This is a genomic window from Geobacillus sp. (assembly GCF_017515625.1).
GTDB classification, from domain to species: domain Bacteria; phylum Bacillota; class Bacilli; order Bacillales; family Anoxybacillaceae; genus Geobacillus; species Geobacillus stearothermophilus.
Genome location: NZ_JAFWFM010000002.1, coordinates 1 through 14,411 on the forward strand (window position 1 = coordinate 1; position 14,411 = coordinate 14,411).

Consider the following 14,411-nt stretch of genomic DNA (forward strand, 5'->3'; position numbering starts at 1 on the left):
GATTCGGCGAAGCGAACCCTTGACCAACCGAACACCGCCAAAGGTAAAATTCGGTCATGGCAAGGGCGGCTTTCTTATTGCCTTCTTTTTTGTCCCCGTCGCCCTTGACGACTCTTCCGCACCTTTGGCGGGTGTTGGTCGAGGGCGAATCCGGCCCTCCGCATGCCCCACGATGCTCAATGGGATGATCTGTGTGGAGTTTTCATAGAACTTTTGACGCTACCTTCGTATTTACGTAACCACGTCGATGTGCAGTGAGTTGCGCTGAGCTAAATCAATATGCACCGTTCCTTGTTTGTAATGGATAATTGGCTGGTGCGGTTTTACGTCAATGAGCGGCTTATGAATTTTCCAATCCATGATCAGTTTGCCCGGTTCGTAGTCGATTTTGACGCTAAACGGCGACGGCACGAAGCCGACGTTAAACTCCAACGGCGGGTCTTCACTGTTTGCTTGCGCTTGCTCGGCAATCACGTCGCCGCCGTTTTCGATTTTCATTAATTCATCGCCTTGTTGCGAAACGGTTGCTAAATAAGCGAGCCAACTTTCATATCCTTCCTGTGCCGCTTCTTCAATCCGGCGGAAAATATGTTTTAAGTCCATATCGGCCCACGCTTGCGATTGATCGATCGTTAGGCGCGGGCGAATGACGTTGATCTCCAGTTCTGGCTTCGGCTGTTCGATCGTCATTTCGGCTGGCGGCTGCGTGATTTCCAGTTGCGCAGGCTCGGTGGAAATCGCCAGTTTCGCGAATGTTGCTTCCATACGAAGCTGCGGAATGCGCATCAACAGCTCCTCCTTGTCGAAACCTCCGCGTCAGGCGGACGGAATCGGAACATGATAAGAAAAAAGCCAGCTAAAAAAGCTAGCTTAGCGCAAAAAGTCAACCAACGTCGGCTGAATGACGCGCGCGCCGACGGCCAACGCCGCGCGGTGGACGCTTTCTTGCGTTTTCAAATCGGTGATGACTTTTTCAAGGTCAACGTCTTCGTTGTCCGACAACATTTTTTCCGCGATCACCTGCTGGCTGTCGATGCGGTCTTCCATGAGCTCGATCCGGTTCATGCGCGCGCCGAGTTCGGCGCGGACGCCGAGCAAATTCGTCAAGTGGCTGTCGAGTTTGTCTAAATAGTCGGTTATATCATCACCGGTCGTGCTCGGATTTTCGAGGGCAGCGGCCAAGTTTTGCAAATCCGAAAACAATCCGCCGCCCGCGCCAAACGCTGTGCTCGGCGGAATGTTGACCGGAATGTAAATGCCTTTGGCGAGCTCAATGTTCAGCTGTTGGCTGTTTGCCGACACGGAAATCGTGCCGTCCGGGTTCACCGTCACAGGCGGCTCCGTCGTTTTCGCGCCGTTGAAAATGTATTTGTCGCCGACTTTTGTATTGGCGATCGTGACCAAATGTTCGGTCAACTGGCGCACTTCTTTGGCGATCGCTTGGCGCTGCGTTTCTTCGTATGTGTCGTTGCTCGCCTGCACGGTGAGCTCGCGGATGCGCTGCAGCGCCTGCGTCGCCTTGTCAAGCGCCGAATCGGAGTTTTCCACCCAGTTGTACGCTTCCGAGAAGTTGCGTTTGAACTGCTCGACTTCGGCTAAATTCGAACGGTAGGCGATTCCTTTCATCGCCACAACAGGATCGTCCGACGGGCGGGTGATTTTTTTCCCCGTCGAAAGCTGGGTTTGATATTTGTCCAAATTGGCATAGCTTCGGGCAATCTGCTTAAGCGTATTGTTCGCCAACATGCTTTGCGTAATGCGCATCACCGTTCACCTACCTTCCGACGACGCCCATGCCGTTGATGAGTTTATCGAGCATTTCGTCAATCACCGTGATTTGCCTTGCCGCGGCGTTGTAGGCGTGCTGGAATTTGATCATGTTCATCATCTCTTCATCGAGCGACACGGAGCTCACGGACTGCCGCTTTTCCTCCACCGACTGGCGCAGCGTTTCGCTGTTCGTTTTCATCCGGTTCGCCTGCTCACCGTCGACGCCAAGCTGGCCGATCCAGCCTTGGTAGTTCGTTTCAACCGTGCCTGAGGAAAGCGGCAAATTCAGGGAGGCCAAGTTGACGGCGATGCCGTCTTGCAGCGAAACGGTCGCATTGGACAAAAGCAGGCTGCGGACGTTAGCGAGGTTGATGGCGTTGTTGCCGTTCCCTGTTTCCCCGCTTTTGGTGGACGCCGCGATGTTCGCCAAATCGTCGATGTCGGCAGCGAGCTTGATCGTGTTCGCCGCGCCGCTTACGGCACTGATCCCATCAAAAAACGGGTGATTCGTGCTTCCATTTAACCCGTAGCCCTGTTGATGAACGGCGTTGAACACCGTGCCGAACGTATAGGCGAGCTTGTCCAAGTTCGACAGCATATCTGGGTACAGCCCTTTGACGATCGGCTGGCCGCTGGCGTCGGTTCCGCTTTGATAGCCGTATCCTTCGATCAACCCGCGCAGCTTGCCGTTGGAAAGAGCCGTGAAGGAAATGGTCGTCCCGCTGACATCAAGCGTATTGACGCCTGAAGCAGGGGGAATTTCCTTCACCCCGTCGCCGTCGACATCGCTGCCGTCGGGAAACGATACGGCAGACGCCGTGCGCCCTTGAACGAGATACACTTTTGCACTCCCGTTCATCACGTAAACGTCGTACGTTCCTTCCGCCATGGGCAAAGCGTTGCCGCCGGTTGGATGCTTTTCCACACCGATCTCCATATACTGCGACAGCTCGTCGATCAACCGGTCGCGCTCGTCGTACAAGTCGTTCGGCAAATAGCCGTTCGGTTCGATTTCGGCGATCCGTTCGTTTAAGGCTCGGATTTGGTTGAGAAGGGAGTTGATTTCCGTCACCGTCGTGCCGATTTGCGTGCCGATGTCCGTGCGGATTTGCGTCAGTGAATTCGATAAATAGTGGAACGTCTCGACAACCGCCAACCCGCGCTGGCGGACGACGGAGCGCGCTCCTTCGTTCTCCGGCTGGGTGCTCAAATCTTGCAGCGCCTGCCAAAACTGGTCCATCGTTTTCGCCAACCCGCTGTCGGACGGCTCGTTCATGATATCTTCCATCTTCGCCACTGCATCCGCGCGCGCTTCCCAATAGCCGAGCTTGCTGTTTTCGCCGCGGTATTGGATGTCGAGGAAATATTCGCGCACCCGTTCAACCGACGACGCCTCCACTCCTGTCCCCATCTGCCCCGGGATGTTCGGGCGGTTGAGTCCGGGCGTCGGGAACGGCGGCGTCGGCTGCAGTTGAACACGCTGCCGTGTATACCCTTCTGTATTGGCGTTGGCGATGTTATGGCTTGTCGTGTACAAGGCGGCTTGTTGGGCCATCATGCCGCGTCGGGCGGCTTCAAGGCCATGGAATGTCGAGAGCATCGGTTCTCCTCCTTACGCTTTCGATTCAAACAGCGGTCGCTCGGGCGAAGGGGCATATTGTTGCGTGCGGCTGTAGGTGGACAGCGTCGGGGCGAACGTCTCAAGCATCGCGGTGACAAACTGGAGCGACTGTTCAATGAGCTGGCGATTGAGCTCATTCGCCTCCGCCACGGCCTTCACGGCCGTCTGAAGCCGCGCTTGGCATTCCCTCAGCTCCTCACGCTCCTTGCCTTTTGCCAGATCCATGCATTGGGAGAGGGTCGCCGCCTCATCGCCGAGCGTCTCCTTCAGCCAGCGCTGCCGCCGTTCCTCGAGCTGGCGGATGGCCAAAATATGCTTCTGTTCATCCGCAAGCAAAGCCGACAGCGCCTCGATGTCGTTTTTCTTCAACGCTTCCGTCTTTCTCCTTGACAGCGCCAACAAGCTTTCATAAAGCTCACTGTGCACCCGCAATAGATGAATGAGTGGGGCAAATGTCATCACGATCCGCTTCCTTTATCGGTGATTTCGGTAATAGTCAATCATCCGTTTGGCGACCGCCCGCGGGTCGACTTGGTAGGCGCCAGTCTCAATTTGTTGGCGCAGCTCCTCCAGCTTCGCCTGCCGCGCCCGTTCCCAGCTTGCCGCTTCTTGCAGCTCTTTCGCCTCTTTGGAAATCTCCACTTGATCGCCCTTCGTCTTCCCTGCCGCTAGACGCTCCGTTTTGACGAACTGACGTTGATATGGGTTGACGTTCATCGAACCGATATGGTGGATTTTCATCGCGTTCACCTCGCTTGAGAGAAACGGTTCACATCGCGCTATTGTTTATATCGGAACGTTAGGGAAAATGTTTAGCGTTCTTGATCGTCCTGAATGTAATAAGTGGCGCGGCGGGAACGAGCTTCTTTTTCCTTTTCCCCCTCCGCCCGCCGTAAGTCAGCCTGTAGCTGGCCGAGGCACTTGGCGCATAGCCGCCCTTCACGGATCAGCGCGCCGCACGAGTCGCACGGATAGCCGAGATTCGGGAAATGGACAAGCTGCAGCCGCCCCGCGCGAATCCATTTGATGATTAGCTTCTCCTCCACGCCTGTCGCCTCAACAACTTGCGCCATCGTCGCCGTACGGTTTTCCCGCTTGCGCAAAAAGGCGTAGACACGCTCAAACTGCCGCTCTTCCTCTTGGTAACACGATTCACAAACATCACGCGTCGATAGTTTGACAAACAACCGCCCGCATTTGGCACAGTTCGCCAATTCCGCCACCGTCTTCCCCTCCCGATTGTCGACATCAAACGGCTTGGTCTGATCATATAAGCTCTCCTGCTTTTTCATGCAGCCGCACAGTAGCATGTTGGACTCACTATGGCCAATGGAGGCGTTTCAGCCTGCCGATGGGTCATGTATAGATGTTGATGATCAGTCCTTGAATCTCACCAACGAGCCGCAAAACCTCGAGTCCACGCTGTTCTTTTTGCAGCACTTCATTCGTCAGTTCAACGAGCTTTTGATCGACTTCCTTCACGAGCTTATAAATGCGCGCGCGCCCGCCGCGGCTGAAGCCGCGTTGTTCCTCGAGCTGGAGGCCGTTTTTCACCGCGTCGTCCAAAAACGATTTGACGAGCTGCTTGTATTTGCGCAAATCCTCCACCGTCCGCGACTCGGCAAGCTTCTTCCCTTGCTCCTCGATTTGGCGGACTTGTTCGTTGATCCGCTCCCATACGACGTCTCGGCGCGTTTTCGCCATCACTTCGGTGAAGGACACCGATTCCATCGGAGCATCGTTTTTGCGGCCCACGTTCGCCAGCCCTGTACGCGTCACTTTTTGCACTTCCATCGCCATCACCTCTCGCTACCCCCATTATCGCACAACCATAGCAAAAGGGCGAGGCGTTTATGCCCCGCCCGATGCGGTCCGATTAGCTTTTCAGCAACTGCAAAATCCCTTGCGGCAGCTGGTTCGATTGCGCGAGCATCGCCTGCGCCGCCTGCGTCAAGATGTTGTTTTTCGTAAACTCCGCCATCTCCATCGCCATATCCGTATCGCGGATGCGGGATTCGGATGACGTTAAGTTTTCTTCAGCTGTCTTTAAGTTGTTGATCGTGTGTTCGAGGCGGTTTTGCACAGCACCTAAGCTCGAACGTTGCGCCGATACCTGGGCGATGGCATAGTCATAAACTTTCACCGCTGCCGTCGCCTTTTCATGGGTCGTTACATCCAGTCCGTATTCCGTAACGTCCCCATTATTGACATTCGCTGTAGTCGTGTAATAGGCAGTGATCGTTTCCCCCAAATGGTTCGTAAATGAAACCGAAGAACCAGCGGTGTTGCTTGAAAGCTTCAGAGCGAACGCCCGCATATCGTCAATCCCAATGCTTAACATTTGCCCTTCGTTCGCTCCGATCTGAATTTTGAGCGACTGGTCGTTCGTCCCTCCTGTGATCGTAAAGGAAGCTTCACCATTCGTTAGCGCACCGATATTCATCGTCAGATCGCCGTTTTGGAAACGCAATGTCGTATTCGGGGCGATATTGTTCAACGTCTCAACCTCAACGCCGTTCGTGCTTAACGTTGCTTTTGTCGCAATGGTTGCCCCTACTGTAAACGTCCGTGTTCCTGCTGACAATGTGTCAGTCGTAAACGAAACGCCTGTGCCGCTGCCAAACGAATACACGCCGTTATTGTCAACGACGAGCATCGGTACGCCGGACAGTGCGTTTCCCACGTCATCAACCAGCGTGGCTGTATACGATGACGTCGTGCCAACGTCAATCTGCACGGTCGTATCCCCTGTCGTATAATCAGTGATATTGTCGGCTGTATCAACGAAAATGCCGCCATTTAAGGTCAGATTGTCACCTGCATTAAACGTCGTGAACGTCGCTCCATCGGTCGAGTATGAAAGCATACTCTGTATGCCGAACGTTGCTGTTCGATTGATGTTCGTGCTGGCATATCCGTTATGATTGATTGTGTAGCTAATCCTATCCGAACCGTTAATGGTCACATTGCCAGCCGTCCCATCTGTCGGAGTGATGACAGCCGTTCCGATTTGCGTGCCATTTTTCTTTAAAGACAGCGCAATATCAATATCAAATTCATTGTATTTTCCATTTTCACTTGCTGCCGCTAGTGTTCCGTTAATACCGGAAATCGTCGTAAAGGAAACACCAAGTTTGTTGCCAGATAAATCATAAAACTCGTAGTTTTGTTGGTTATTATCTAAGATGACCGCTTGGGATAAATCATTCCCGTTTTTATCTTGCAAAGTTACCGTGAACTGGCCGGATCCTGGTGACGTTTCTGTATAGACGAGCCGGAAATCTTCACCTTTTAGTGAAAATTTGCTAGAGTCAATATTGACCTTCGTAATATATAGACCATTGGCCGTCCCGTTTTGCACACCAGAAGCTTGGGACTTTGTTTCTATCACAAACGTATTATTTGGATCTAGATCTGCAGAGGCCGAAACTTGCACTCCTGTCAGACCCGTGCCACCTGATTGGAAGTTGTTCACAGCATTCGTGCGACGGATCACAAGATTCACTGTTCCATCGCTTAACGGGGAGTTCGGCGCAATCGATACCGCATCAATGGCGGATGATGTTTCCGGATTATTCGTAATGACTTTCACATCTTGCTGATCGATTTTGATCCCATATGTATCCCCGACAGTTAAGTTGGATGTCGGGTCTAACGTGATTTGTTGCACGCCCCCGGCAATCGGTCCTGTGCTTTGAAGGGATTTCGTCGCAACGTCCTCAATTTTCACTTTATAGTTCCCGGCTACGATCGTGCTTTCCGGGTCCAGCTTCAGGCTCGCTCCATCGATTGTTGTGCCGCCTGCTGAAAAGCTATCTTGAGCAATTTGCACACTTCTCGCTTGGCTGGAAACGGACTCATTGAGCAATTTTTTCGTATTGTATTCGGTGGAGTTGGCAATCCGGTTAATTTCAGATGTCAACTGATTGATTTCCTTTTGAATCGCTTCTCGGTCTTCGGCCGTGTTCGTATCATTCGCCGCCTGCACAGCCAGCTCGCGCATCCGCTGCAGGATGCTGTGAACTTCGTTTAACGCCCCTTCCGCCGTTTGGATCATCGAAATCGCATCGAGCGCGTTCCGTTCTGCCATTTGCAAACCGCGAATTTGCGAGCGCATTTTTTCCGAAATGGCAAGCCCTGCTGCGTCGTCAGCCGCACGGTTAATGCGCAAACCGGAGGAGAGGCGCTCCAAGTTTTTCGAAATGCTCGATTGATTGGCCGCCAAGTTGCGGTAGGCGTTGAGCGCTTGAATGTTATGGTTGATTCGCACAAACATCCGCTCCTTTGCTTATGATTTCTCGTATGTAATGAATTGTTCGTACGCTGCGGCTTTTTGCCTTTGTGCCGCATGCACGGAAGAGGCGCCGCTTTTGAGCGCCTCGTTCCACGCGGTGGCGATCGTAGTCGTTAATTGCCACACTTCCTGAACAATCTTCACGTCTTTTTTCATATTTGCCTCAATGAGGCGCTCAGCCATATAGTTGTAGAGCGCATCCAACTGGTGGGCGATGATGCCCGCGTCATAGCGCAATCCAACGCCGAGGCGGCGAAGGATGTCGTTTCCTTTTTGCAGCTGTTTGTTCGCTCGGAAATAATCTTTGTGTTCAATGGACGCAATGGCTTCTTCCAAACATTCGATGAGCCCCTCATATAACAACGCCGTCAACTGTTGCGAGTTTTTTTGATAAATCCATTCTTCCGTTAAAAAATCCAACGCCGTGCACCCCCATTGGCTCTCTGTCATTTATATCGGCGGTCAATCGACAATGTTTAAGGGTTTTTTTCAATTTCTTCAATCAAAATCAAAATTTCGGCAATCACCGCGTACAACTGCGGCGGGATGCGGTCGCCTAGATCCAGTTGCAGCAAGTTTTGCACGAGCAACGGATCTTCTTGAATCGGGACGTGATGCTGTTTCGCCAGTTCAATGATTTTCTGCGCCACATGTCCGCTTCCTTGGGCGACGACAGTCGGCGACCGACCCGATGATTCATCATAGCGGATGACGGCCGCCGTCGGGCCGTTCATGTGTCTCTGCTTTTTTTGGTTGAAATAGTTCGCTATCATATCGTGAAATCGTACCCTCTTTCCGTAAACGATCCATACGGGCGAATGGATGGCGCCCGTTTTTCTTCTTCCTCCCGCTTCGTTTCATTCGTCAGCTTGTCGACGTTGATCGCTTTGACGTGATAGCCGATCTCCTCCAATCGCTTTTTCGCCATCTCGATGAACGGCGCGGCTTTTTGGGCAAAATCATCGCGGTCGTTGCGAAGGGTAATCGATAAGTTTCGCTCATTCGCCTGAAGCAAAATGCCGAGGTCTCCCAATTTTTTTGTCTCCAGCAAGAAATAGAGCTGACAGTTTTCCCAATCGATTCGCTCGCCATCTTGGCGGGCGTTGACATAGACGTTGACGTTGCGCACCTCATGTTGCCATAACAGCGGCAGTGTGAAGAAAAAGCTTTGCCACCCCATCATGCCATCCCACTTGTTTAACAGCTGTTGGCCCGTCAAATTCGTTAACGCCTGTTCCGCTTGCCGCGCAACCGATTCATTTCCGCTTTGCGCCAGCCGCAAAAGCACTTCCTTTATATTTGGCAGTGCCGACTCCTCTTCATTTCCTTTCAATACAAGCCGCTCGGCGGCCTCATACTCGTGCATCAAGCCGAGACGGCGAATCGTGTCAAACACGTGCCTTGCTGATGGACCATCCACTGGCGGTTGCATCACCTGGTTCACTTGCTCAAGAAACGCTTTGGATGAATCGGCTGTTGTTTCACCGTGCATCCTCACAAAATGTTTCACCTTCGCCTCGGACGGTTTGAACACAATATTCGCTAGCATGTTCTTCACTTCGTTCACGATGTTCCGTGCCCCAGCCGCGTCACCTTGGCGAAGCTGTTTTTTTGCCTCAGCGAGCGCGGAGCTGGCTTTCATCAACTGTTTTTCCGTCACCATATCGGTAAACAGCATGATGTCGCTTTTTAAAATGGCGTTGTCCAATTGTTTGATCGCCATTTCCAACATCGATGTAGCTTGCAAGCGGGCGGCGGGGCTTTTGTTTTCCGCCACCTGCGCCACCGTCTCTAACTGGCGCATCACATCGCGCTTCACCGTTTTAAAATCAAGTGCAGCCTGCGCCATTTTTTTCGTGACCGTTTGCACGAAAAATTGTTTGGATTCAAGCGACAAAGCCGCTTGCCATGCCCCATCAAATAGGCTGTCAACATCCAGCGAGCGATCAGTTGGCACAGACGGGAGTGACGCTTCGATCTCATTTAACGTTTTCAACACGGTCTGCCTTGCGGCGAGCTCCCGCCCTTTTTCCATCAAATTTCGCGCACTGGCAAACGAGTCGGCCCATGCCTGTTCCCAGTGAGGGTGGGTGCGGAGCGCTTCCGCGATATCCGCTCCAACGGCGTCCAACGCTTTTTCCAAGTGGGGCTCTTGCTGCAACGATTTGATTGCTCGGCGCATGGCCTCACGCAGCTGTTCGATCGGTTGAGTGTCGTTCGCCGCATCAGCTGTCACTTCGTTTTGGCTGCCCGCCGAAGAGATAGCCTGCCGCGCCCCGTTTCCAATCGCGTCATCACCTGACTGCTCGACCACTGGAGCGGTGGAACGCTGTGAAATTCCTCCCTGTCCTGCTCCCTCTGCCATCTCCGATAAAACCGATATATGGTCCACCGCTGGCATCTTGAATGGAGCTGTCGTCTCATTAACAGGAGACGGCGGTTGGACAACTGACGATCGTGTATTAGCCGTTATCGACTCGATTTGATCGAGTTGACGGACAAGATGAGTTCTCGCTGCCGCATGTTGGCCAGCTTGTTGCAGCCACATTGTTTCTTTTAACACCGCTTCTATTTTTTGTCGGACATCCCCTGGCAACTCGCTGTGTTCAGCGAGCAGCTTTTGAACTCGGGACAGCGTATTCGACAAATTTAGCGCACGAACGGCTTCCGTTCGAATGGCTCGAATTTGCTTCGGTAGCTCTGGAGACGGTTGAGAGGCGTCACTCACGGATTGAACGGTCGCTTCCAAAGCACGGGCCGCTTGTTCCGCCTTCACCAACACCTCACTCAACCGCGCTCGGGCTTCCCCTTCCCGCCCTTGCCGCTGCAGCTGAACAACCTCACGCAACGCCCGATCCACTTGTTCTGCCACGTTCCGCTCTACATTCGGCATATGAACGACCTGTTGACGGACGTATTCCACTGCCTTCGACAAGCTCGGCTCGCGAGCGACTTGTTCACGTACTTGTTGGAGGAGGGTGGATGTTTCGGTAGTTGATGCCGTTTCCATCTGAACCGTGCGTTCTAGATGATCCCATGTCGGTACGAGGGGACGGTGCCCCAATGCTTTACGTCCGCTGATTTCTGAGGACTTCGTTCCTTCTGTTGATCCCGCTTTGGCGGACTGGTCGGCTGCCAATGAAGGAGGCGCGCTGGACAATTCTCCCGTTTTTCCCGTCCGCCACGCTTGGCGCTCGAACTGATCGGCCGCAACAGCCAAATGGTGCGGCGTTTCTTTCATCGCGCTTTGTTCTTCTCGCTGAGCCAGTGTAAAGGCTGGATCGAGTTTGTTGGCAATCTCCGCGAATTGCTCCCCTAACGGCTTCCCATGCAGCGCCTCATGGACAGCTGCAAGATGAACGTCTGTCAGTTCTAAATGCTTATTGATGACCGCGCGAACGGTATCAAGTTTTTGCTCTACGGTGCCTGGGGCTTCGGTGAAAAACGTTCGCAAGGTGGAAACAATCTCTTTTGTGAGCGATTGTCCATGTTTTTGCAGCCAGTCCCCAACCTGTCTCAGCTCAGACGATAACGGTTCCGAAGCAGAAAAATAAACCGGTTGTTTGTCCGTCTCTTGAGGAGGGCGGGGAACGATTCGCGCCACCGGGACGCCGTCTTGTTCCCCAACGATCTTGATGGCCACACGCCCTTCCTGCGGCCATTCCCCTTCCGTTCGCACCTGCACTTCGATCCCTTTGATCACGACAACGGCAGCGCCGCCTTGGCTTTCCTTGATGACCGCATCGTATGTTTCTCCTTTTTGCACTATCAGCGTTTGATTTGGCGACGTTATCGATTGTCTAGTCAAAACGTTGCGAATTTCCATCCCTGTTCACCTTCCGCTCCATTCGGTTGCTACTGTTTATATCGGCATCCTGCAGACAAATGTTTAGCCTGCTCACGCCCGCACCAACGTCAACGCCCCCACCTCTGCCGCCCCCGCTTCAAGCAAAACAAGGGCCGCGTGGCGGACGGTGATGCCCGTCGTGTAAATGTCATCGATGAGAACGATTCGTTTTCCGTCAATCGGCGGATGTCCGGAGAGAAAAAACGGGTTGTCGGTCTCGAGCCGCTCACGGCGCGATTTTTTCGATTGTTTTTCGGAATGCTTGCGAGAAAGCCAAGGGAAACACGGAAACGGAAGCAGGCGGGCGAGCGCTTCCGCTTGGTTGAAGCCGCGCTCATACAGCCGTTCGGGGCTCAGCGGGATTGGGACGATGTGCCAATCGCGGCCGAAATGGCGGCGAAACGCTTGGGAAAACGGACGGCGGAACGCCTCGACGATGACATAGTCGCCGCGGAATTTCCATAAGGCGACGACGTCTTTCATCCAGTCGTTGTATAGATAGACGGATCGGTTTTTCACGAGCGCCCTCCCCCATTGTTCATCATCCTGCCATCGGAGGCAGTCGGGGCACACGGATGGCGCCGCCTCCTCGAGCGGGCGGCCGCACATCTCGCAAAGGCGGCCGTCAATAAGCACAAACGCACCGCGGCAGCGCGGGCAAAGGACGTCTGGGTCTTCAAGAAGAAACAGCTGGCGCCAGCTCGTGATCGGGTTGTACGGAGAATGGCAAAGGAGGCAGTTCATCGATGCAGCAACCCCCTTTTCTTCGCTGTCTCATTCATGCGGACAATGTGGCGGCGCGCCCGCACCATCTCGTTCGTTTTTCCGTGATGGAAAAAGCGGACGTCGCCATCCGGAAACGCCGCGTGGCGGCCGACGCGGCCGGCGATTTGCACAAGAGCGCTTTCCGTAAAGATGCGGTCTTCGGCGCCAAGGACGGCGACATCGATGTTCGGTACCGTCACTCCCCGTTCAAGGATCGTCGTCGTCACAAGCAGCGGAACGCGCCCGTCGCGAAACGCCTGCACATGATCGGCGCGATCCGGGGCTTCGGCGTGGACGCCGACGATGCGGGGATCGACCCGTTGCAAGAGGCGGGTGACCGCTTCAAGCTCATCGATATGAGGAACGAACAAAAACGCCTGCTTTCTCTGTTCCAAACGATGGCGAACCCACGCAAGGACGTTTTCGGGCAAGCGGCCGCGCTCGAGCTGCTTGCGCCAATTGCCGCACCATTCAAGCACGGGGACGGGGAGCGGATGGCCGTGATAGCGGGCGGGGATGACGACGGCGTTCCGTTTGCCACGCGCAATGTCACGTTGCCAAGCGCGGGAGGGAGTGGCGGTGAGATAGATGAGGCTTGATCGTTCTTTCCGCGCTTGACTGACGGCGTATTCAAGCATCGGTTCAACCGAATACGGGAAGGCGTCGACTTCATCGACGATCATAACGTCAAATGCGCGGTAGGCTCGCAGCAACTGGTGGGTGGTGGAGAGGACCAAAGAAGCGATCCGCCCGCGCTCATCGCTTCCGCCGTGCCATACGGCGAACGAAACGCGCGGGAACGCCTGGCGGAAGCGCGGAGCGAGCTCGCGGACAACGTCCACTCTAGGCGTGGCGAGGCCAACTCGCCAACCTTCCTCCAAGGCGGCAGCGATGGCGGGAAACAACATCTCGGTTTTCCCTGCCCCACATACGGCCCAAACGAGCAGCTCGCTTCGGTCCAGCACCGCCTGGCGGACTGCCTGGGCAGCCTCCGCCTGAGCGGCGGACAGTTCCCCGTCCCAGGAAAGCGGCGCTTCGTGCGGCTCGGACGGAAGCGGCATCGTCACGTGCACAAGGCGGGTGCAGGAGCTGATGCGCCCCATCACGAGACACTTGCGGCAATACGCGCAATCTGCCCCGCAGCGGGCGCACGGAAACGAGGCGAACAGACGACGATCGTCGTTTCCGCAACGGACGCAGCGCCAGCCGCGCGCTGTGTTGATGAGCCCGGGCTGTTCGCATAGCGAACCGGTCTGGATGGCGGCAGCGACTTCTCCATCGGGAAACGGCAGCTGCTCTCGGGGTAGGCGCTGGCCATTGAGCCAGACGACAAGCGGCGAAGCAGCGGTTGATGGGGGGATGTACAATGAGCATCACTCCTTTTGTCATTCAGGAAAAGCATGTCTCTGAGATCCTAACAGAGCGGGTGACGCGGCAAAAACGCCTTGGAAAACACCCTCTCCCCAAGTTGAGAGGCTTGAAACGCATAAAGGGACAGAAAGAGCGATCTCACGGCATTCTTTAGAAGGTTGGTAATAAAAAACAGACGCCATGCACAAAACGGCAATATTCGATCAAAAAAGAAAGTGGAGGTGAAAAGGCCTTTCCAAATGGAATAAGGATGTGGTTTGACCGTCTTTTTCACGACATATCGGTCTTCAAAAGAAATGGATGCAGCAAAACTTGACGCCAGCGAAGATTCACAGAACAGTCACGGAGTCGATCGACAACGTGTTTCGACAACATTCCCGGGGAAATAGCGACAAATTTTTCAGGAAAGGAAAACGTTCGACAAGTTCGGCCAGTACCGCATCTCCGGTCCGTTTCATAAGGAGGTGAGAAAACGAATGTAAAACAAATTCGCCGCCGCACAAGGCGGGGCACACCGTTCCGCCTTGTGCTCGGCTGCAGCGCCTCGAGGCGGTGCTTTGCGGCCTCGGCTTAAGGCTGATACCACGTCAACCCGAGCGCGCCTTCGCCGACGTGCGTGGCGATGACGGGGCCAAAATAGCTGATCGAAAATTCGACGTGCGGATAGCGGGCGGACAGCTCATCGCGCCAGCGGTGCGCTTCATCGGGCTGGTTGGCATGGATGATAGCGGCTTTGAGCGGAA

The 14,411-nt window shown here is 54.3% G+C and carries 14 protein-coding genes; all 14 read right to left on the reverse strand.

Annotated features, from left to right (window positions below; translation table 11 throughout):
• Positions 1 to 231: 231 nt before the first annotated feature.
• Entirely contained in the window at positions 232 to 786 is a 555-nt protein-coding gene (locus IKE44_RS00125) for a DUF6470 family protein (RefSeq protein WP_287464635.1), read from the reverse strand.
• 84 nt (positions 787 to 870) lie between these two features.
• The gene (gene flgL / locus IKE44_RS00130; RefSeq protein ID WP_287464637.1) at positions 871 to 1,764 is read right to left on the reverse strand and encodes a flagellar hook-associated protein FlgL; all 894 of its coding nucleotides are present in this window, start codon (positions 1,762 to 1,764) and stop codon (positions 871 to 873) included.
• 10 nt (positions 1,765 to 1,774) lie between these two features.
• Entirely contained in the window at positions 1,775 to 3,370 is a 1,596-nt protein-coding gene (gene flgK / locus IKE44_RS00135; RefSeq protein WP_287464628.1) for a flagellar hook-associated protein FlgK, read from the reverse strand.
• A 12-nt stretch (positions 3,371 to 3,382) separates the two neighbouring features.
• A complete protein-coding gene (locus IKE44_RS00140; RefSeq protein WP_049624582.1) occupies positions 3,383 to 3,850 on the reverse strand; it encodes a flagellar protein FlgN in 468 nt (155 codons plus the stop codon).
• Positions 3,851 to 3,865: 15 nt separating this feature from the next.
• Positions 3,866 to 4,132 (reverse strand): flagellar biosynthesis anti-sigma factor FlgM, encoded by a 267-nt coding sequence (gene flgM, locus IKE44_RS00145; RefSeq protein WP_049624581.1) that lies wholly within the window; start codon positions 4,130 to 4,132, stop codon positions 3,866 to 3,868.
• Between the two features lie 71 nt (positions 4,133 to 4,203).
• A complete protein-coding gene (locus IKE44_RS00150; protein WP_049624590.1) occupies positions 4,204 to 4,614 on the reverse strand; it encodes a TIGR03826 family flagellar region protein in 411 nt (136 codons plus the stop codon).
• A 133-nt stretch (positions 4,615 to 4,747) separates the two neighbouring features.
• Positions 4,748 to 5,185 (reverse strand): YaaR family protein, encoded by a 438-nt coding sequence (locus tag IKE44_RS00155; RefSeq protein WP_049624580.1) that lies wholly within the window; start codon positions 5,183 to 5,185, stop codon positions 4,748 to 4,750.
• Between the two features lie 82 nt (positions 5,186 to 5,267).
• Positions 5,268 to 7,661 (reverse strand): flagellin N-terminal helical domain-containing protein, encoded by a 2,394-nt coding sequence (locus IKE44_RS00160; protein WP_287464631.1) that lies wholly within the window; start codon positions 7,659 to 7,661, stop codon positions 5,268 to 5,270.
• A gap of 18 nt (positions 7,662 to 7,679) precedes the next feature.
• On the reverse strand, positions 7,680 to 8,105 hold the full coding sequence (gene fliS, locus IKE44_RS00165) for a flagellar export chaperone FliS (protein ID WP_049626166.1): 426 nt from the start codon (positions 8,103 to 8,105) through the stop codon (positions 7,680 to 7,682).
• 56 nt (positions 8,106 to 8,161) lie between these two features.
• Positions 8,162 to 8,458 carry an EscU/YscU/HrcU family type III secretion system export apparatus switch protein gene (locus tag IKE44_RS00170; RefSeq protein ID WP_049626165.1) on the reverse strand — a complete coding sequence of 99 codons (297 nt, stop codon included), beginning with the start codon at positions 8,456 to 8,458 and terminating at the stop codon, positions 8,162 to 8,164.
• Positions 8,455 to 11,511: a hypothetical protein gene (locus IKE44_RS00175; protein ID WP_053093093.1), complete on the reverse strand. Its 3,057-nt coding sequence runs from the start codon at positions 11,509 to 11,511 to the stop codon at positions 8,455 to 8,457. The genes IKE44_RS00170 and IKE44_RS00175 overlap by 4 nt, the downstream gene beginning before the upstream one ends.
• A gap of 72 nt (positions 11,512 to 11,583) precedes the next feature.
• The gene (locus tag IKE44_RS00180; protein WP_049626164.1) at positions 11,584 to 12,276 is read right to left on the reverse strand and encodes a ComFC family protein; all 693 of its coding nucleotides are present in this window, start codon (positions 12,274 to 12,276) and stop codon (positions 11,584 to 11,586) included.
• Complete coding sequence (locus IKE44_RS00185) at positions 12,273 to 13,664, reverse strand: ATP-dependent helicase ComFA (protein ID WP_049626163.1); 1,392 nt, start codon at positions 13,662 to 13,664, stop codon at positions 12,273 to 12,275. The genes IKE44_RS00180 and IKE44_RS00185 overlap by 4 nt, the downstream gene beginning before the upstream one ends.
• A 574-nt stretch (positions 13,665 to 14,238) precedes the next feature.
• The coding region (locus IKE44_RS00190) for a DegV family protein (RefSeq protein ID WP_287464640.1) at positions 14,239 to 14,411 on the reverse strand (173 nt) is incomplete at its 5' end.

Coding starts and splice junctions, on each gene's coding strand:
- IKE44_RS00125 (WP_287464635.1), bottom strand. CDS start 786: ATGCGCATTCCGCAGCTTCGTATGGAAGCAACATTCGCGAAACTGGCG.
- flgL (WP_287464637.1), bottom strand. CDS start 1,764: ATGCGCATTACGCAAAGCATGTTGGCGAACAATACGCTTAAGCAGATT.
- flgK (WP_287464628.1), bottom strand. CDS start 3,370: ATGCTCTCGACATTCCATGGCCTTGAAGCCGCCCGACGCGGCATGATG.
- IKE44_RS00140 (WP_049624582.1), bottom strand. CDS start 3,850: ATGACATTTGCCCCACTCATTCATCTATTGCGGGTGCACAGTGAGCTT.
- flgM (WP_049624581.1), bottom strand. CDS start 4,132: ATGAAAATCCACCATATCGGTTCGATGAACGTCAACCCATATCAACGT.
- IKE44_RS00155 (WP_049624580.1), bottom strand. CDS start 5,185: ATGGAAGTGCAAAAAGTGACGCGTACAGGGCTGGCGAACGTGGGCCGC.
- IKE44_RS00170 (WP_049626165.1), bottom strand. CDS start 8,458: ATGATAGCGAACTATTTCAACCAAAAAAAGCAGAGACACATGAACGGC.
- IKE44_RS00175 (WP_053093093.1), bottom strand. CDS start 11,511: ATGGAAATTCGCAACGTTTTGACTAGACAATCGATAACGTCGCCAAAT.
- IKE44_RS00180 (WP_049626164.1), bottom strand. CDS start 12,276: ATGAACTGCCTCCTTTGCCATTCTCCGTACAACCCGATCACGAGCTGG.